The sequence below is a fragment of the Rhizobium sp. CNPSo 3670 genome, assembly GCF_057784555.1.
The window spans coordinates 1-18,850 of sequence record NZ_JBXSOL010000040.1 but is presented as its reverse complement, the minus strand read 5'-3'; the positions used below and the strand labels follow the sequence as shown (position 1 = coordinate 18,850).

At 58.5% G+C, this 18,850-nt stretch carries 15 protein-coding genes and 2 pseudogenes; 8 read left to right on the top strand and 9 right to left on the bottom strand.

Going from position 1 to position 18,850, the window contains the following annotated elements; genetic code table 11:
* Nucleotides 1-151 precede the first annotated feature (151 nt).
* Both AC13QO_RS26595 and AC13QO_RS26590 read right to left on the bottom strand, forming a co-directional pair.
* Nucleotides 152-1,129, bottom strand: coding sequence for a threonine/serine dehydratase family protein (locus tag AC13QO_RS26595; protein WP_488542357.1), 978 nt, complete (start codon nucleotides 1,127-1,129; stop codon nucleotides 152-154).
* Nucleotides 1,126-2,121, bottom strand: a complete 996-nt coding sequence (locus tag AC13QO_RS26590; protein WP_488542356.1) for an ornithine cyclodeaminase family protein — start codon at nucleotides 2,119-2,121, stop codon at nucleotides 1,126-1,128. The genes AC13QO_RS26595 and AC13QO_RS26590 overlap by 4 nt, the downstream gene beginning before the upstream one ends.
* 543 nt (nucleotides 2,122-2,664) lie before the next feature.
* On the opposite strand from AC13QO_RS26590, the gene AC13QO_RS26585 reads away from it, so the two are divergent.
* The gene (locus AC13QO_RS26585) at nucleotides 2,665-3,333 is read left to right on the top strand and encodes a haloacid dehalogenase type II (RefSeq protein WP_285194922.1); all 669 of its coding nucleotides are present in this window, start codon (nucleotides 2,665-2,667) and stop codon (nucleotides 3,331-3,333) included.
* Between the two features lie 256 nt (nucleotides 3,334-3,589).
* Nucleotides 3,590-3,887: pseudogene (locus AC13QO_RS26580) on the top strand (FAD-dependent oxidoreductase); the annotation flags it as partial.
* 25 nt (nucleotides 3,888-3,912) lie between these two features.
* Here AC13QO_RS26580 and AC13QO_RS26575 read toward each other — a convergent pair.
* From AC13QO_RS26575 to AC13QO_RS26550, 6 genes are all read right to left on the bottom strand, one after another.
* Entirely contained in the window at nucleotides 3,913-5,235 is a 1,323-nt protein-coding gene (locus AC13QO_RS26575) for an NAD(P)/FAD-dependent oxidoreductase (RefSeq protein ID WP_488542355.1), read from the bottom strand.
* A gap of 19 nt (nucleotides 5,236-5,254) precedes the next feature.
* Entirely contained in the window at nucleotides 5,255-5,680 is a 426-nt protein-coding gene (locus AC13QO_RS26570; protein ID WP_285194920.1) for a RidA family protein, read from the bottom strand.
* Nucleotides 5,680-6,858, bottom strand: coding sequence for a DSD1 family PLP-dependent enzyme (locus AC13QO_RS26565; protein ID WP_488542370.1), 1,179 nt, complete (start codon nucleotides 6,856-6,858; stop codon nucleotides 5,680-5,682). Before AC13QO_RS26565 ends, AC13QO_RS26570 begins: the two co-directional genes overlap by 1 nt.
* 77 nt (nucleotides 6,859-6,935) lie before the next feature.
* On the bottom strand, nucleotides 6,936-7,661 hold the full coding sequence (locus tag AC13QO_RS26560; protein ID WP_285194918.1) for a beta/alpha barrel domain-containing protein: 726 nt from the start codon (nucleotides 7,659-7,661) through the stop codon (nucleotides 6,936-6,938).
* Between the two features lie 11 nt (nucleotides 7,662-7,672).
* Complete coding sequence (gene pdxA, locus AC13QO_RS26555) at nucleotides 7,673-8,647, bottom strand: 4-hydroxythreonine-4-phosphate dehydrogenase PdxA (protein WP_350223859.1); 975 nt, start codon at nucleotides 8,645-8,647, stop codon at nucleotides 7,673-7,675.
* Entirely contained in the window at nucleotides 8,644-9,849 is a 1,206-nt protein-coding gene (locus tag AC13QO_RS26550; RefSeq protein ID WP_488542369.1) for a four-carbon acid sugar kinase family protein, read from the bottom strand. Before AC13QO_RS26550 ends, pdxA begins: the two co-directional genes overlap by 4 nt.
* Between AC13QO_RS26550 and AC13QO_RS26545 the strand changes: the two genes are divergently transcribed.
* Nucleotides 9,816-10,829, top strand: coding sequence for a LysR substrate-binding domain-containing protein (locus tag AC13QO_RS26545; protein ID WP_285194917.1), 1,014 nt, complete (start codon nucleotides 9,816-9,818; stop codon nucleotides 10,827-10,829). The genes AC13QO_RS26550 and AC13QO_RS26545 overlap by 34 nt on opposite strands.
* A gap of 87 nt (nucleotides 10,830-10,916) precedes the next feature.
* Here the strand turns inward: AC13QO_RS26545 and AC13QO_RS26540 are convergent, their stop codons facing one another.
* Entirely contained in the window at nucleotides 10,917-11,585 is a 669-nt protein-coding gene (locus AC13QO_RS26540; RefSeq protein ID WP_285194916.1) for a FadR/GntR family transcriptional regulator, read from the bottom strand.
* 216 nt (nucleotides 11,586-11,801) lie between these two features.
* Here AC13QO_RS26540 and AC13QO_RS26535 point away from each other — a divergent pair, with 216 nt between their 5' ends.
* The 5 genes and pseudogenes from AC13QO_RS26535 to AC13QO_RS26515 all read left to right on the top strand — a co-directional run bounded on the left by AC13QO_RS26535 (nucleotide 11,802) and on the right by AC13QO_RS26515 (nucleotide 18,632).
* Nucleotides 11,802-13,472 (top strand): ABC transporter ATP-binding protein, encoded by a 1,671-nt coding sequence (locus AC13QO_RS26535; RefSeq protein WP_488542354.1) that lies wholly within the window; start codon nucleotides 11,802-11,804, stop codon nucleotides 13,470-13,472.
* Nucleotides 13,473-13,503: 31 nt separating this feature from the next.
* Entirely contained in the window at nucleotides 13,504-15,174 is a 1,671-nt protein-coding gene (locus AC13QO_RS26530; RefSeq protein WP_488542368.1) for a peptide ABC transporter substrate-binding protein, read from the top strand.
* Nucleotides 15,175-15,246: 72 nt separating this feature from the next.
* Nucleotides 15,247-16,197, top strand: a complete 951-nt coding sequence (locus tag AC13QO_RS26525; protein WP_285194914.1) for an ABC transporter permease — start codon at nucleotides 15,247-15,249, stop codon at nucleotides 16,195-16,197.
* A gap of 32 nt (nucleotides 16,198-16,229) precedes the next feature.
* Entirely contained in the window at nucleotides 16,230-17,108 is an 879-nt protein-coding gene (locus AC13QO_RS26520) for an ABC transporter permease (protein WP_184459206.1), read from the top strand.
* Between the two features lie 190 nt (nucleotides 17,109-17,298).
* Nucleotides 17,299-18,632: pseudogene (locus tag AC13QO_RS26515) on the top strand (NAD(P)/FAD-dependent oxidoreductase).
* Nucleotides 18,633-18,850 lie beyond the last annotated feature (218 nt).

Here is an 18,850-nt window from a genome sequence, read left to right as displayed (position 1 = left end):
GCTCCCTTGAATGGCTCTTGATCTATCCTCTTTGCCGCTTGAAATTCCGATCCGTCCCGCGGTCGGACTATTTGCATCTGTGGGAGAGGATATGAGAATCGCAGACGTCGAACGGCGATCGGGATGGTGCACTGACCGAAGCTGAGGCCGATCACGGCGCCAGATTGTAAATCTCGGCAAGGTCGCTTAGATCCCAATTACCGCCGGACAGGACCGCACACACCTTCTCATCTGGCTTGACGTCTATGCCGCCGGCCAGCAGTGCTCCTATTCCGATGGAGGCGGCTGGTTCCGCGATCAATTTCGCATCCTTGGCAAGGGCGCGCATTCCGGCAATGATGTGTTCGTCCTCAACAAGAACAATCTCGTCGACATATTTTTCGATAATCGGGTACGGATTTTGCCCCGGAACGCTTAACCTCAGACCATCCGCGATCGTGTTCTTTAACGGAAGCGATGTGCGCTCCTTGTTTTTCCGGCTGTAGAAATATTTCGGCGTCAAGGCAGGCTCTGCCCCGATAACACGCACCGATGGCTTGGTTTCTTTGATCGCCGTGGCGATGCCCGAGATCAGACCTCCACCGCCAAGGGGTACGATAACTGTGTCCACATCTTCCAAATCTTCGAGGATCTCGCACCCGATCGTTCCCTGACCAGCCATTACGACCGGGTCTTCGAAGCCGTGAATGACCGCATAATTGTTTCCTTCAGCGATCTCGTAGACTTTTCTCCATCTAGCAGCATTATCACCATCGAAAAGAATGACTTCCGCGCCAAGGGCTTCCGTATTCGCGATCTTGATTTTGGGTGTGGTGACCGGCAGCACCAGCAGCACTTTTACGCCGAGCATCTTGGCTGCGTAAGCGAGCGCCTGGGCGTGGTTCCCCGACGAGGTCGCAATGATCCCATTTGCGATCTCTTCTCCGGGCAGCGAGAGAGCCTTGTTCAGGGCGCCGCGGATCTTGAATGCGCCAGTGATCTGCAGGGTTTCCGGCTTGAGGTAGAGCTGACAACCAGCCGCTTTCTCGATTTTGTCGGCACGCAATAGCGGCGTGTGTCTCACGTGCGGCTTTAGCCGCTGCTGAGCTTCGCGGATGTCCTGAATGGTAGGGTAAGTGCGCATGGTCATTCCTCAAAAAACTGGAAGAAAGTGCCGACATTGTTCGCAATGGCGTTGCGATAAATTTTGCTGGCGGTCGTATTGTCTTGTATGGCCATGCCAGTGGAGTCGAAAATGGTGATTTCGTCATCACCTTCCCGTCCCGGCTTCCTCCCCAACAACACCTCGCCGATTTCGCCGTGGATATCGTCCCTGGCAATGATGTTTTTATCCAGCGGGTGCCAAGTCTCGCCCTTTTGCGTGCATTGTGAAAGCGAGTCGACGATGATTTTGGCGTTTCGGAAAAGCTCCGGATCCAGCTCCTGTTTGCCGCGCTGATCCGTGCCGATTGCAACGATGTGCGTACCGGGTTTTACCCATTCCGCTTCCACAAGGGACCCTTTCCCTCGGGTCGTTGTAATCAAGATGTCGGCCCGCTCGACCGCCTCCTTCTTCGAGCTTGCGACGGTGACGGGAATGCCGAATTCGCGCTCGATATCCGCCTTGTACTTGGAACTTGTTTCGTAGGTGCTGTCCCAGGCGTGGATCTCTTCGATCTTCATGATCTCGTTGATCGCCCGGATTTGCATTCTTGCCTGATTGCCTGTGCCGATCGACGCGATCGTCCTGGCGTTCTTTCTCGCCAGTGCCTTGACGGAGACGGCTCCCGCCGCCCCAGTTCTGAGGCCGGTGATCAAGCTGCCATCCATGATACAAATCAGCGCACAGCTCCTGGCGTCAAACAGGAGAATGGTACCCATGCTGTTCGGCACGCCGTGTTCCGCCGGGTTGTTGGCGAACCCTCCCGAATGCGCCTTCATGGTGATGATTTCTGCAACTTTATCGTAGCCAAGCTTGAAGTCGATCTCGCCACGCAACGAGGGCAGATGAATCCCGATATAGTCGGGCTGTTCCACCTGATCGCTGCTGAAGGCCCTGTAAGCCTCTTCGACCGCGCCGATGACCTCGGTCATGCTGATGAGCCGTCCTACTTCACGCTTCTTGAGCAACAACGTTTTCATGCGTGACTCTCTCAATCAATTCATCGGATGCGTCGGCGCATTGCGACCCGACCTGCGCTGATCATATCAGGCCCAATGTGAGCCTATTGACCGTATTCGCAGGACCTCAGGCAGATTGTTTTATATCGCACGGCGATTTTGGCAGAGAGTACCGGCAGGCGTATCTTGGAGCTCGAAGCGAGTGCTGGAAGTATCCCGTCACAATGTAATATCGGTGAGTGATTGGGAGCTGACCCAGTCGATCGCTGCCGGCTACGTTGCCCAATGACAAGGTTCCCAGGATTGAACCCGTCCCGCTATGCGAAATCATTGCGACGCAAGCCCCATACTTCACAGGGGCGCTTCCGTTTCCGCATGAGGAGTTGACCAGTATCTGTCTGCCTCGTCCGCGGATCACCGTGACCCAGCACTCACAAGTGCAAATGATGGTTCCCTCCAGCATTTTGTGCCGATGTTCTGCGGTTTCCGGGCCAATTCAGATGCGAGCGCCGGCTATGATTGATCATAACTTGAACAACTCCCCGCAAAGCAAGGACGACGCGCATGACCACTTTCCGCCCGAAATACATCACCTTCGACTGCCATGGTACGCTCATCAACTTCCAGATGGCGGAGGCCGCACGTGATCTCTACGGCGACAGAATGAGCGAGCAGAAAATGCTGCAATTCATCGCCGACTTTTCTGCGTACCGCCTCGATGAAGTCATGGCCGACTGGAAGCCTTATGCGGAAGTGGTCCATAACGCCCTGGCAAGGACCTGCAAACGAAACGGCATCGACTTCAAGGACGAAGACGCGCAGATGGTTTACGAACGCGTTCCCACCTGGGGGCCGCATCCTGACGTTCCGGCCGGCCTTGCCAAGGTAGCCAAGGAAATTCCGCTGGTCATTCTGTCGAATGCGATGAACTCGCAAATCATGTCCAATGTCGAGAAGCTCGGCGCGCCTTTCCACGCTGTTTATACCGCCGAACAAGCTCAGGCTTACAAGCCGCACTTCCGAGCCTTCGAATACATGCTCGATATGCTTGGTTGCGACCCGGAGGACATACTGCACTGCTCTTCCTCGTTCCGTTACGATCTGATGTCCGCACACGACCTCGGCATCAAAAACAAGGTCTGGGTCAACCGCGGTCACGAGCCGGCCAATCCCTATTACGGCTATACAGAGATTGCCGGGATTTCGGGTCTGCCCGGCGTCGTCGGGCTCTGAAGAATCCTGAATACGTCTGAATATCTCTCTTCCATCTCGGTTTACCGGAGAGAGGCCGAGAAAACGGATCACATCGCGGGGCGAGGTGATTTTAAAAGTCCGGCCCTAAATAACCATCCTGGAGGCGGAAAGGGCCAGCGCCAGCGGCAAACGCCCGACCTTTATGGGGTCGGGCACAGTGGTCCTGGATTCCATCCCGACAATTGCTTTTCGGAAGCATGCTGCCCGACTTCAAACATTGCGGGGGCTCTTAGAGGCAGACATCACAGAGATCTTTCCGCGACTCGCCAGTGTCGATCGAGCTTTGCGGCCTCGTCGACATAACAAAGGACCGGTTCCGCGCAGGCTTTCATCATGGCGTCTGGTACGCCATGGGTTATTGCGGCCATGGGGCCAAGCTTTCGACCCATCTCGGAATGCTGGCCGCCGATGCGATCCTCGGCCGCAATCCGATGAAGGGGCTCGACTGGCCGTCCGTCCCGGACGCACTTCGGAACCCCTGGTTCCTGCCGCTGGTCGGCATGTATTACAAGGTGCTGGACAGCGTCGGCTAGAAACTACACTGCCCTTCTGCCATGATCACAGCCCGCCGACCTCGACTCTGGAGCCGTCAAAGAAGCGCGACAGCCGGAAGGGCGTGGGGTCGACGCAAGGCCTATCGTTCGCAACCAAGTCGGCTGCCAGGCGGCCGATGCCTGGGCCAATGCCGAAGCCATGACCGGAACCGCCAGCGGCCAGATAAAGGCCTTTCACATGATCGGACGCCGAGATGACCGGTACCGCGTCCGGTGTGCAATCCACATAGGCGCCCCAGCTGTCGGCTATTTCGATACCTGCAAGCGCCGGGAACTGCTGGGTGGCCGCCTTCAGGATAGCCGTGATCGTCTGGCGGCTCGGTCTGGGATCGAGAACACGGATCCGCTCGAAAGGCGAAAGCGTGTCCCCCTTCCAGCTTGCCAATGCTTCGGGTCCATGAAACATCGATCTCCCAATGCCAATCTGGACCGCCTTCAGTCGCTTCAGAAACATCGGCATGAACCAGCGCGCATAGCGCAGGCCTTGCGGCGTGATATCCAAGGTCGCCCTGCCGCTGATAGCAAGCGTGTAACTGCCATCCAGCCTGCGGGTCAGCGAGCACTCTGGTGTATAGATCGCCTCGCCGAGATTGGTTGTGGGGTGTGTACGAATTGCGGTCTGGCGCACGCTTGCCTGCGGGAACTGCACGCCATATTGGCGGCAGAACAGGGAGGCCCATGCACCGCCGGCATTCAGGACGGCCTGCGAGCTGATGATCCCTTTTTCGGTGATGACCCCAGCCACGGCACCGTTGACGATATCGAGGCCCCGTGCGGCGCATTCCTGATGGATAGTCGCTCCGAACTTGCGGGCACCGTTCGCGATCGTCGGCGCCGCAATGGCCGGCTCGCCCTTGCCATCATCGAGGGAATGGACGCCGCCGAGCCACCGGCGGCCTTGCGCGGGAATTCTGTCATGCGCCTCCCGGGCAGTTAGCATCCTCGTATTGACGTTGAATTGCCGGGCAAGGTCAAGCCATTGTTCCCATTCAGCCAACTGCTGCGGGTTGTCTGTCGCATAGAACAGGCCGCATTGGCGGAAGCCGACGTCTTCGTCGATTTTCGCAGCAAACTGGTCCCACGCCTGCATGGAAATCCCTGAGAGCGGCAGTTCGCGCTCATCCCGATTTTGCCGGCGGCACCAGCCCCAGTTTCTGCTTGACTGCTCACCCCCGACATATCCCTTTTCAATCAGAGCAACGGAGAGCCCCCGCTCTGCGAGAAAAAATGCCGCCGACGCGCCGATAATGCCGCCGCCGATGACGACGACGTCGGCCTTCGCGGGAAGCTCTTGATCGCTCTGTATGCGTTTGAGGAGTGGTGACATCGTGGCTGACCTGAATTCATTAGTCGGAGCTGTTTTCTGCCTGCCGCGCCGGAGCGTCTCGCGCGAGAACGGCGATCGCGTCGATCTCGACGAGATAGCCGTAGTGCAGTTCGGGTACCGGAACCACAGTGCGCGCCGGTCGCGCCTCTCCCAGCCGCGCTGCGTAAACCTGGTTGAAGCGCGGCCAGTTGCTGACGCCAACGATGTAGGCCGTCACCCTGACGAGGTTGGCCGGGCTGCCGCCTGCGGCTTTCAAGACCGCCAGCATGTTGTCGATCGCCTGCCTCGCCTGCGTCTCGAAACTATCATCGGGAAGCGGCGCCCCATCCGGCCGGATCGGGAGCTGCCCCGATATATAGAGATGCTCGCTCGACAGTTTGGCCTGGACATAATGACCTGCAGGGCGGGGCGCTAGATCGGTGTAGATGGTTACGACGGCCGACATCACCAGCCTCCGAAGCGCGGCCAGCATGCCTCAACTGCATGCGAGCCACCGCGGACAACATGATAGACTGAGTGCTGTGCTGCGGTTGCGCAAGCATGGTTCGGCAGGATCCGCATCCTGTCTCCGACCGCCAGATCAGGCAGACGAGCGTCCGATCCGGGTCGCACGGCGATGATTCCATGCTCCTGATTTGCATCGGCAACAATGATGTCGAGATAGGCGTTGCCCTCGAGGTCGCAGACGAGGCCGTATCCCTGATCGACGGCCTGCTTGCCGGTGCCACGGTCCCGCGACAGCGACATCCATCCGCCATCGGTGATGATCCAACCCTTCTCGCGCTGATGACCGATAACCGTCACCAGAACGCTGAGCGCGATGTCGTCGACTTGGCAAATGCCGATGCCTGCCATCACCAGATCGAAGAACACGAACACGCCGGCGCGGACTTCGGTCACTCCAGTGAGGTCCTTCGCGTGGTGGGCCGTTGGCGTCGAACCGACACTTACGACCGGGCACGGCAGACCTGCATCGCGCAGAAGACGCCCGGCATCAACAACGGCCAAGCGCTCGTCTTCCGCATAGCGCTGCTGCTCCGCGACGCCCCCGCCCTTGTAGCTATCCCCAGCGTGGGTCAGAACGCCACGCAGCTCCGCCCCTGCGGCCAGGACCTTGCCGATCTCCAGCAACTGAGGATGATTGGTCGGCACCACACCCGAGCGGTGGCCATCGCAATCGATTTCGATCATGGCTGGGATGCGCATTCCGGCGTCTCGGGACGCCGCGGCAACCGCCTGCGCCTGCTCGAGGCTATCCAGTACGACCACGAGATCGACGCCCTTGGAGCGCAGCTCGACGACACGTGCAAGCTTTGCCGGCGCGATGCCGACCGCATAGATCATGTCGCGAACACCATCGGCCGCGAATTTCTCGGCTTCCTTCAGCGTGGAAACCGTCGCCGGTCCCTCGGGCCCACTCATGACCCGCCGAGCCACGTCGATAGACTTCGCGGTTTTCAGATGCGGTCGAAGCGACACGCCCATGCCATCGAGCCGGTTCCTGAGACGGGTGATATTCCGGTCCATCCGGTCCGCGTCGAGAACCAGACAGGGCGTTTCAAGCGTCTGGAGGGTGGTCGTGGCCGCCAAGCGAGTGGAGGGGCCGAACGTCGTTAGATCCATCTTTCTGATCTCCAAATTCGAATCCACCTTGTCGCTAAGCCGTAAAGATAGCAATTAATGGTCGGTGAAGGTTCGCTTCAGCCGGCTGTTAATGGTGACAGCGTAATATCACCCGCGTCAGCCTGAATCCGCGTGAGCACGTCGATCTCCTTCTCGATCTCCAACCGCAGATTGGAACTGCCTGAGAACGCCCCATTGAAAGCCGCAGTGCCGATGGTAAAACCTGCGGCTCCAGATCGTACGACGGCCGCCATCTTTTCAGGACTGTCGATCGATCCGGCAACGACGACAGGCTTCTCGACGGCTTCGCACACGCACGTCATCAACGCTTCGACATCGCCGTTGAAGCGATAGGCGAGCAGATCGAGACCGCTCACACCCTCGATCGCCGTCAATTGCCGGGCACTTGCCACAATTGTTTCGATCGTCCCTTCGAGCCTGCTCGGATGACCAACGATCTTACCGGGGAAGGGATAGTACTGGATGTTCCTCCCAGCGATAATTGGCAGTGCGACGTTCGGTCGGGTTCCACCCATCAAGATGTCGACGCCAAGGTCAACGGCGGCTTGCGCGGATCGGCGCTCACTCTCCTCGTCGAGGCTGACAACTTCCAAATAGAGCGTCGCACCCGCCTTCTTGATCGCCGAAGCAAGGCCCAAAAGTTCATCGAACGGGAGGCCAATATCCTTGAACCCCACATGTCTGATGCCTGCGGCAAGCACATCCTTGAGGCGCTCGGCCGCGTCGGCAACGGTCCGATCCTGGTTGGTCAGCATGAAAATGAAGTCGGGCGTCTGGGGCATCGAAAGCGCTCCTAGATTGCGTTGAGAAGCAGGGCCTGATCGAAGGCATAGCGAAGAGAGGAATGGTCGGCCGTGCCGTGGCCCGCGATGTCGAATGCGGTGCCGTGATCGACGCTCGTGCGAATGAAGGGCAAGCCGATGGTGACGTTGACGCCGTTGTCGATGCCGAAATACTTGACCGGAATGAGCCCCTGATCGTGGTATTGTGCAACAACGATGTCGAACTCGCCCTTGCGGGCCCGCATGAAAATCGTGTCTCCGGGCCACGGGCCGGAAGCATTTATTCCACATTCCTGAGCGCGCTTGATCGCCGGCGCGATGATGTCGAGATCTTCGCGTCCGAACATGCCGTTTTCACCGGCATGGGGATTGAGGCCGGCGACCGCAACGCGGGGGGAGGCTATGCCATAAGCCTTGCCAGCCTTGTGCGCCAATTCGATCGTTCTGAACACCGAATCCTGCGTCACCAGGTCGATTGCGTCGCGCAACGACACGTGGATCGTCACGAGAATGACACGCAACTCGTCGTTTGCCAGCATCATCGCGAACTTGTCGGTCCCGGACCGTTCAGCAAGGATTTCGGTGTGGCCCGGATAATTGAGCCCGCCCTTCTTCATTGCTTCCTTATTGATCGGCGCGGTCACAATCGCCCCGATGTTTCCTGCCAGCGCTTCGTCGATCGCTCTCACGACATAGTCGTAGCTCGCGCGCCCGGCGCGGGCGTCCACCTGACCGATCGGCATATCGTCCGGCAGATCCGAGACGTTGAGTACGGGTATGAGCGTCGTGCCTGGCACCGCCTCGTCGACCGACGCGATGGGCTGCACTTGGAGAGGAAGAGCCAAGGCCCGAACCGCGCGTTCCATCACCTTGGCGTCGCCGATCACCACCGCATGCTCCGGCAGTCCGTCTGCGAAAACGCGCGCGATGATTTCCGGGCCGATGCCGCAGGGATCGCCCATCGTTATGCCAACAGGTTTCTTCATTTCTTATCTCCAAGCCAGAGGCCCCGAAGCAACTCGGCTGATTTCAGCAGGATATTGGACGAGCCGAAGCCGCCCGCCTTTGTGATGATGTGAATAGGGTCGGGGCCGGTTGCGCGGCCCACCGGGATGCCGGGCTCCACCTCGCCGAGGAGTTTAACAGAGCCGATCTCAAGTTCGTTCAGCACGGATTCGGCGGTATCACCGCCAGTCAGGAAGAGTCCGGCCACCGGATGATGCTCCACAATCGCGCGAGCAGCCTTGCCAAGAGCGATTGCGATGGCCCGAGGATTGGCGGAAGCGCCACGGTGCGACGTGGTTAGAATAACATTACCGCTCGTTCCGGATCGTCTGTATTGGGCAGCGGCGTCTTCGGCCGCGAGGTTGGCAGAGGCAGACGCCACGTCGGCGTCGATGATGATCTGCCGGGTGTTGCCAGTGCTCATCAGCCGTGAGCATTGCTCGCGGCTCAGGGGGTTGACGCTGCCAATGACGAAGAGATTGAGCGCCGCCGCCAGGGGCAACAGTGTGGCGTCATCGGCGCGACCCACATATTCTGCCAGTGCGATTGCCAGTCCTGGAGAACCGCACCAAAGGATGGACTTCGGATCCGCAGCCGATTTCACCAGCCGGGCCAGATCTTCCTGCGCTATTGCATCGGCGATCAACAACTTCCGGTGATCTGCGGTCAGTTCGCCGGACTTCAACGCACTGATTTCCGCAAGCCCAAGGTGACGGATTTCCGCCTCTGGGATATCCGGAAACAGAGACCGAAGGTGCGAGTCCGCTATGGGGTGGAGCGGGTCCTTTGCAAACTCGGTTTCCTCCAACGGCACGCCATGAAGAAGCTGGCGTCCTCCTTCAGTGGTTCTTCCACCGGCGGGGAAAGCCGGAGCGACGACTGCGGTGGTCCGACCAGACGCCGCCAGGGCGGCCGTTATCTCAGCTCCAACGTTGCCACGAATCGTGGAATCAACGGTATTGTAAAGGAGTTCCGCGGACGCCAGGCTTTTTGCTGCCTGCCTCGCCCGATCGGCAGCATCCTTCACGGATGCGGCCCGACTTGCCTTGTTGACAGAGATGATCGCGACATTTTCAGGCGACGATCGCCGGTAGTCGGTGAAGACAAGGCATCTGTGCCCCATGCTCACAAATGGTGAGGCGCCATCCGTTGCGCTCGTCAAATCATCGGCCAGGATTCCCACCCTCAAAATCGCTTTCCTATCGGTTTTTGCGTGACGACGAGGATATTAGCGCTATTGCTTTTGCCGAAAAAACGATCAATTCTGACCGATATCCGTCACTTTATTTCACAGATATGGCCGCACGATTCCCATCCTTATCCGCGCTTAGAGTGTTTGAAGCAGCTGCACGGCATTTGAATTTCGGGCGTGCCGGCGATGAATTGTTCGTCACGCACAGCGCTGTCAGCAAGCAGATCCGCTTGCTTGAGGAAGACTTGGGAGTGGCCCTTTTTGAACGGAGAAACAGGGCCGTTTTTCTAACTGCCTCAGGACGGCGTCTGCTTGGCACCATGAGCGAGGTGTTTCGCCAGATCAGTGAGTGTTGCGATGAAATCAAAGGCGGGGGGTCGGCGCCGCTGGTGCTCTCATGTGAGCCGACTTTCACGCAGCGCTGGCTGATCCGGCGCCTGCCGCAATTTAATGCACTTCATCCGGAGATTGAGGTTCATGTATTGGCCGCCGGCGGCCCTGTAAGCTTCGACAGGAGCCATATCGATCTGGCGCTCCGGAGAAGCGATTTCAGCTGGCCGCCGGAACTTTTCATGGAAACGGTGGTCGAAGAACGTGTCGGCCCCGTTTGCGCGCCAGGTCTTTTGGCTTCCGGCGGCAACGATATCATCTCCTTGCCTCGCATTCATTCGGCCACCCGTCGAGATGCGTGGACGCGGTACATCTCCGACAATCAGATCGCAGATCCAAATCCACCCGGTAGCCAGGTCTTCGAACATTTCTATTTGAGTATCGAGGCGGCAATCGCGGGGCTGGGTGCTGCGATCGGCCCGGAGCCGCTGGTCGCCGACGCCGTGGAAAGCGGGCAGCTGGTGGCTCCTCATGGGTTCTCCAGCAACGGCTATAGCTACATCCTGCTGAGCCGCCTTCCTTTCGAAGGCGATGCCAGGAAACGGAGCTTCCTGTCCTGGCTTCGTCGACAGTTTGCTTAGACCGCCGGCTGAATCGGCGACATCAGGATCGCGGCCGAGACGGCGGGCATGCGTCAACGCGCCAACACCAGATTTCAGACCAAGTTCTCAGATACTCGGACCGAGTATGTTCGTTCTGGCTTCAATGATGTGATCATACATGTTTCGCTCCGCCTCTCTGCTATCACGATCCTTTATTGCATCGAGAATCGCCTGATGGCTGACGATATAGGCCGTCATGCGCTCAGAGGTCAGCGACTGTTCCTTCATTTTTCCCCAGAGGTTCCCGGCGCGCACCGCGTGAATACCTTCATAGAGCGATGCCAGAAGGCCATTACGCGCGGCCTGGACGATAATGCGATGAAAGACGGCGTCCCATTTCTCAAATTCGCTCAAAGATTCCGATGCGTTGCCTCGCGCGATTGATTTCTGCATTTCTTCGACTTCCTGTCTGGTCGCGCGTAACGCTGCCAACGCTGCTATCTTGGGCTCTATGATCAGCCTCGCCTCGAAGACTTCCGCCGGATAGGTCCGCAATGTGTCTCCGTCACTGCTTGCCGGCCGACGGAGAGCGCTGGAACCTACGCCGCTGCCGGCGATAAAGGTGCCTCTACCGACATGCCTGATGAGGCGACCTTCCTTCTCCAGCGAACTGAGCATCCTTCTGAGGGCGGTACGCGGCAGCCCCAGTTTCAGAGCCAGGTCCCGCTCGGGAGGCAGTCGATCTCCAGGCTCCAGGCCTTCCGCCTCAATGAAATCCTTCAACACCACGCTCATGTGCCCTCCGATAAAAATTTCTCGAAACCAATTTGATCTATATTGACACCAATGGCAAGACCAATCTTATATTAATCGCAGAACCAACGCCGATTGGTAGCGAATGGCGCTGAGGCCTAGAAACGGGCTGCGCACCGCTCGAGAGGTTATGAGCAATACGCTTAAAACAGCGGCCAAGCCTCAATGAAGAAGCTGCGCAACAAGGGAGTTATATCGATGGCCAATATGACCGAGGCTGTTAGAGCAGACGACGCAGCGCTTTCGGTGCGCGCCCTGACAGTCGACCTGCCGAAAGGCATGGAAAGGACTCATGCCGTCGAAAATGTATCCTTCGACCTCAAGCGTGGCCAGATCCTCTGCATCATCGGTGAGTCTGGATCGGGCAAATCGGTAACCGCAAACACAATCATGGGTCTCTTGCCCAAGATTATTCCGGTCTCTTCGGGTGCGATCAATCTCGACGGAACGACCATAGTCGGGGCGCCGGCAAAAAAGCTGCGCCAGCTGCGCGGCCGCGTCGTGTCCATGATCTTTCAGGATCCGCTTTCGGCGCTCAACCCGCTGATGACGGTCGGCGAGCAAGTTACTGAAGTGATGGCCGCGCATGGAGTGGGTACCAAGGTCTCGCGCCGTGATCGCGCCCTCGAATTGCTGACGGAAGTCGGCCTTCCCGATCCGGCACTGATGTACGATCAGTATCCGTTCAGGCTTTCCGGTGGTCAGCGCCAGCGCGTCATGATCGCCATGGCGCTGGCCCTTGAGCCGACCGTGCTGATCGCAGACGAACCCACGACAGCCCTTGACGTAACCACGCAGGCGCAGATCCTGAAGCTCATCCGCGACATTCAGCGCCGCAAGGGTATGAGCGTCATGTTCATCACGCACGACTTCGGCGTCGTCGCAGAAATTGCCGACAGCGTCGTGGTTATGGAGAAAGGGCGGATTGTTGAGCAGGGCACCGCCGACCAGGTTCTCAAATCACCCAGCCACCCCTACACCCAGCGCTTGATCGCAGCCGTTCCGCGCCTCACGGGCGAGGACAGGAAGCTCAAGGTGCAAACAAGCGACGAGACAATCCTGACCGTCAATGGCTTGTGCAAGACTTATCGCAGCGGCAGTGCGCTATTCGGAAGCCAGCGTGTCGTGCCTGCGGTGCAGGACGCCTCATTCACGTTGTCTGCTGGCCGCACGCTTGGCATTGTCGGCGAAAGCGGCTCCGGAAAGTCGTCGTTGGGCCGACTCCTGATCAAGCTTCAGGACAGCGACAGCGGTCAGATCCTGTTTGAGGGCAAGGACATCGTCAAGCTCTCTGAATCCGAGTTCCGGCCGCTGCGTCCGCGGATTCAGATGATCTTCCAGGATCCCTTTGCCTCGCTCAATCCGCGCTCCACCATCGGTCAGATATTGACCGTCGGGCCCGTCGCACATGGTATGCCCTACGCGCAAGCGCGCGACGAGGCGCGGGCGTTGCTATCCCACGTCGGTCTCGATGCGGGCGCCTTCGGCCGCTACCCGCACGAATTCTCGGGTGGTCAGCGCCAGCGCATCGGTATCGCGCGGGCCTTGATGTTCAAGCCCAAGCTGCTGATTGCCGACGAAGCAGTCTCCGCTCTCGACGTGTCGATCCAAGCCCAAATCCTCAAACTGCTTGACCAAATCCAGCGCGAGACCGGCGTATCGATGGTCTTCATCACCCATGATCTTCGTGTCGCCAGCCAGATCTGCGACGAAATTGCTGTGATGCAGAAGGGCCGGGTCGTCGAGCGTGGCCCGCCGTCTCAGATTTTCCTGAAACCGCAATCCGACTACACGCGTGAACTTGTGGCGGCAATCCCGGGAGAACGAAGCAGAGACAATTGCGAAAGTGCAATCGGCTCACGGCAGTAGGTTCCTAATGAGCAAAAAGAGAGGGAATGAAATGACAAAAGAGTCTACGACCAAAACGAATATTTCTCGGCGCGACGCACTACGCCTGATGGCAGCCGGCGGCATTGCATGCTTTGCTGCCCCAAACCTGATCGGCAAGCCTGACGTTGCCTCGGCAGCGGACAAGAAACCTGCGGGTCGCGTCGTGGTCGGGCTTTCGCAGGAACCGACCGTGTTCAATCCGCTCATGGCACATATCGAAACGGATGATGCGGTCCACTTCTCGCTCTTCGACGCGCTCTTTCGCATGGATCCGCAAGGCGTGCTCCAGCCCAATCTTGCGCTAGAAGTGCCCACGCAGAAGAACGGCGGCATCTCGGCGGATGGCCTGAACTGGCGCGTTCGCCTGCGTGACGATGTCCGCTGGCATGACGGCAAGCCGTTTACTGCTGAGGATGTGAAGTTCACCCTTGAACTGATCACCAATCCGAAATTCCGCGCCTGGCGCACAGGCGGCCATTCGCTGGTACGTGACCTCACGGTGGTCTCGCCAACTGAAATCACCTGGCGGATGGAGCAGGTCTTCGCTCCTTACCTGTCGTTTCTCACCGAGACCTTCATCGTGCCAAAGCACCTTCTCGAGAATGAGGCCGATCCGAACGCAGCAGCCTTCAACCAGGCACCCGTTGGCACCGGTGCCTTCAAGTGGAGCCAGCGTGTGGCCGGCGACCATCTCGAGCTGGCAGCGAACCCCGATTACTTCGCGGACGGCCCCTATGTCGAACAGGTTGTATTCAAATACATTCCTGACCAGACGGTGCTTTATACCCAATTCAAGAGCGGCGACATCGACCTTACAGACCAGGCGTACATCACGCCCGACCACTACGACGAAGCAAGCAAATTGCCGGGCCGCGTGGTGAGCCTGGTGCCAGGTGCCTCCGTCGAGTCGTTCTATCTCAATCTCGAACGGCCGCAGTTCAAGGAACTTGCGGTGCGTCAGGCACTCTATGCTGCAATGGACAGAGCGGCGATCATTGACGCGCTCTATTTCGGTGTGGTCACAACGACCGAGACCTTCATGCCGAAGGAGTCATTCTACTTCAATCCGAAGCTTCCGGCACAGGAATTCAATCTCGATGCCGCACGCAAGCTCCTCGACGATGCCGGTTGGGTGCCGGGGTCGGATGGGATCCGTGAAAAGAACGGCGTGAAGCTCGCGTTCAACAATTCGACGACGTCGGGCAACAATCTCCGTGAGCAGGTGCAGCAGTTCCTGCAGCAGACGTTCGCGGAAATTGGCGTGCAGATGACGATCTCGAATTTGCCGGCTGCCGTCATGTTTGGCGAATTCTGGCTGAAGTCACAGTTCGACACGGCCATCTCGGGCGTTACGCATCTGATTGCCGCGGACCCCGATGCAACCAATCGTCTTGCGAGCAGCGCGATTGCCGCGAAGGGTGGAAAGGGATCGAACGTCGGCCAGTATTCCAATCCGGAAGTGGATGCGCTGCTGAAGAAGGGGGCCCAGACCTTCGATCCGGATGCACGTCGTGAAATCTACTACCGTATCCAGGAAATCGTGCGTCAGGACCTTCCCTTCCTTCCTCTGTTTGCCGCCACCTATGTGGTTGGCAAGAAGGAAGGCCTTGAAGGCTGGGAACCGAATACGAACACGCGCACGGCATCCTGGCATGCTGCCGGCTGGCGCTGGAAGAGCTGAGTTAACCTCCCGCCGTCGCCGCCGCACCTCGCGGCGGCGACCTCTATTGGCGCTATCACAGGGAGAGCCTGAATGCGTAGCTTCCTACTTAACCGGTTCGCTCAGAGCCTCGTACTGCTCCTGATCGTTTCCGTCATCGGCTTCGTGGTCCTCAACCTGATTCCGGGCGGGCCCTTGGCACAATTCGGGCTCGATGCAAGCATGACGCAGGACGACCTGAACCGATTGGCGGAGCAGTTAGGCCTGAACCGTCCTCTGTGGATGCAGTATCTGGATTGGGGCTGGCGCCTGTTGAGAGGAGACTGGGGCCACTCATTCCGCGACGGAGCGCCGGTTCTCGAGGTGATTGGAAGACACCTTGTGGCAACGCTGCTGCTGATGGGATCGTCTACGGTGATAGCCATCGCTATTGGTACGTGGATCGGTGTTCGCGGCGCCATAAAGCGATATTCGGTTTTCGACTACATGGCGACGGTCGGTGCGATGGTGGCCCTCTCGATCCCGACTTTCTGGTTCGGACTGATCGGGATCTACGTCTTCTCGCTCAGACTTGGCTGGCTTCCAGCCGGCAACATGTACACGATCGGCGACGAATCCGTTCTGAACTATCTCCACCATCTTGTTCTGCCGAGCATCGTGCTCGCGCTCGTGCATGTGGCCATCTGGAGCCGCTACATGCGAACGGCTACTCTCGATGTTATCAATCAGGAATTCATCAAGACCGCTCGCGCCAAAGGATTAAGTGAGCGTCGCATCCTGATGAAACACGTCATCGGCAATGCCCTCCTACCGATGATCACACTCCTTGGGATGCAGCTTCCCAGCGTCCTTACGGGTGCTCTGGTCACCGAGACGGTGTTTACCTGGCCGGGCATGGGGCGCCTGTTCCTCGACAGCCTCGGCTACAGTGACTACCCGGTGGTGATGGGATTGCTCATGTTCTCAGCGATCCTTGTCGTGGTGTGCAACCTCGCCGCCGACATCGTTGTCGCCATCATCGATCCCCGTATTCGTCTGAGTTAAGCGCCATGAACGCTCATCAGGAGTCAGCCATCATGACTGCCATTGCCGCAAATTCGCCCCGGGAGCGCTGGTGGAACAGCCGAACTGCGCACCGTTTCATGAAGCACCATCTGGCCCTCATCGGGATGGTGATGATAGCCCTCCTGACGCTGGCATGCGTGTTGGGTCCCCATTTGTTGCCGTACGATTCCCTCTACATCGATTTGCGCGCCCGTTTCGCTCCGCCCCTGACAGGGCAGCATTATCTCGGTACGGACCCGCTGGGAAGAGATCTGGCCGCGCGGTTGTTCATGGCGGGGCGGATTTCGCTCTTGGTGGGCTTCTCAGCGATGCTGTTGTCGACGCTGATCGGAACCCTTGTCGGCGTGGTGGCGGGATATAGGGGAGGCTTGGTGGGCACCGTGCTGATGCGCGCAGTCGATGGCTTCCTTTCCTTCCCATCCATCTTCCTCGTGCTCGCTCTTGCCGCTGCGCTGAAGCCAAACCCGATCATGATTACCGTCGTTATCGCTGCCACAAGCTGGATGGAAGTTGCCCGCATCGTCGAGGCCGAGGTCCGCTCCCTGCGCGAGCGTGAATTCGTGCTGGCCGGCCGGATGTTGGGACTGAGCGCAACCCACATCATGTTTCGCGAAATCCTTCCCAATGCCATGGGTCCGATTATCGTCGCCGCGACCCTGACCGTCGCCAGGGCTATCCTGATGGAGGCTTATATCAGCTTCCTCGGCTATGGAATTCAGCCGCCGCTGCCCAGCTGGGGTAATATGCTGAACGGCGCACAGCAATATCTGGGGACCGCACCTTGGTTGGCGATCATTCCCGGCGCCGCCATCACGATTGCTGTCACAAGCTTCAATTTCATCGGCGACGGGCTGCGCGATGCGTTCGATGTTCGCGGTGATCATAGCTGAGAAACAGCATCTTGCCCGCGCCCAAAAGAGACATCCCCCGCCACACGCGCATGTGATGTCGGCGGAGCACATCAGACGTCATCGCCTCGCCCGAGCGTCGGGATGTTCCGTGACCACGACGGCAGATTCTTGAAATTTTATCATTCCGGTCCGGAGATGACTGGAGCACGATGCCAGAGGAATAGTGATTATGCCGGTCCAGGTTCAGAAAGTAAGTGATAGCGCCTCTTTTCCAACCCAGGTCGATGTTGTCGTCATCGGAGCGGGCATTGTGGGTACCTGCACAGCGTATGAGCTCGCCCGCAAAGGGGTATCCGTTGCCCGCTTGAAAAAGGTATTGTCGGAGGCGAGCAGTCGAGCCGCAACTGGGGATGGGTTCGCCAGCAAAACCGCGATCTCTATGAGCTTGCGCTAGCCATGTACAGTCTGCAGCGCTGGGAGGAACTGAGCACTGAGACCGGGCGCGATCTCGGCTTCCGCCGAACCGGGATACTTTACTGCACCAAAAACGAAGCCGATGTCGCCCGCTGGGAGAAGTGGGGCCAGGCTGCGCGCCTCCAAGGATTTCACAGCCAGATCCTCAGTGCTTCCGAGGCCAATCAGCGAGCGTCGGGCGGTACGTCTTCATGGATTGGCGGCGTTTGGTCTCCGACGGATGGGCGAGCGGAGCCTAGCCTTGCCGTACCGGCCATCGCTGAGGCCGCGAAGGAAAACGGCGTATTGCTCCATCAAAACTGCGCCGTTCGAGGCCTAGATATTAGCAACGGCCGGATAACAGGCGTGTGGACAGAGCGGGGACTTGTAAAAGCTGGTACCGTTGTTTGCGCCGGAGGCGCATGGGCTTCCCGGTTTTCTCATCGATATGGCATTGAGCTTCCCGTCGCAAACATCTCCGGGACTGCAATTAAGACGACCCCCGCGCCCGAGATCATTCAAGCAGGATGTCTCTCGGCGTCAAACTTCGTGTTGCGGCGCCGGACAGACGGCGCCTACACGATCGCCGTGCCGGGACGAGGCACGCTCGACATTACGCCGCGGGGGATGCGATACGCGTATAAATTCTACCAGATGTACCGCAGCAAGATCGGCAAGAAGTTGAAGTACCGTCTGAACAGCAGCTTCTGGAATGGGCCCGATGCTATCAGCAGCTGGGAGAACGATGAAGTCTCGCCGTTCGAGAAGAACCGCATTCTTGATCCTGCGCCTGACCGCAACCTCGTGAAGCTAGCATTGAGGAACCTCGAACGCGAATACCCCGCGCTCAAGGGAATCGGCGTTGAGCGCGCGTGGGGAGGACTCATCGATACTTCGCCAGATCTCGTCCCTGTTATTTCGAGAGTGGAGCAACTGCCTGGTTACGTGATCGCGGCGGGGTTCAGCGGACACGGCTTTGCTATCGGACCGGGGGCAGGCCGGCTGGTGAGCGAGATCGTCATGAACGAGACCCCGATCACTGACATCTCACCCTACAGGCTGAGCCGCTTCAGCGACGGCTCGGCAATCAGACGGCCGGAAATGATGTAATGGTCGACGTAAGTTTGCGGTCCAAGACGCGGCTGTCACTGTGCCTATAAACCGGCCTCAGACCGACAAATGGGTTGGGACATCAATAAGACAGAACTGGCTTCAAGCTTCTCTTGGAGCGGGATCAATTTCCAGAAGCCAATCACAGGGAGCTAATCAGTGGTCCTCGATCGCTACACCGTGCCGCGTCTCATTCGCGAAGAAGCATTCATAGACCG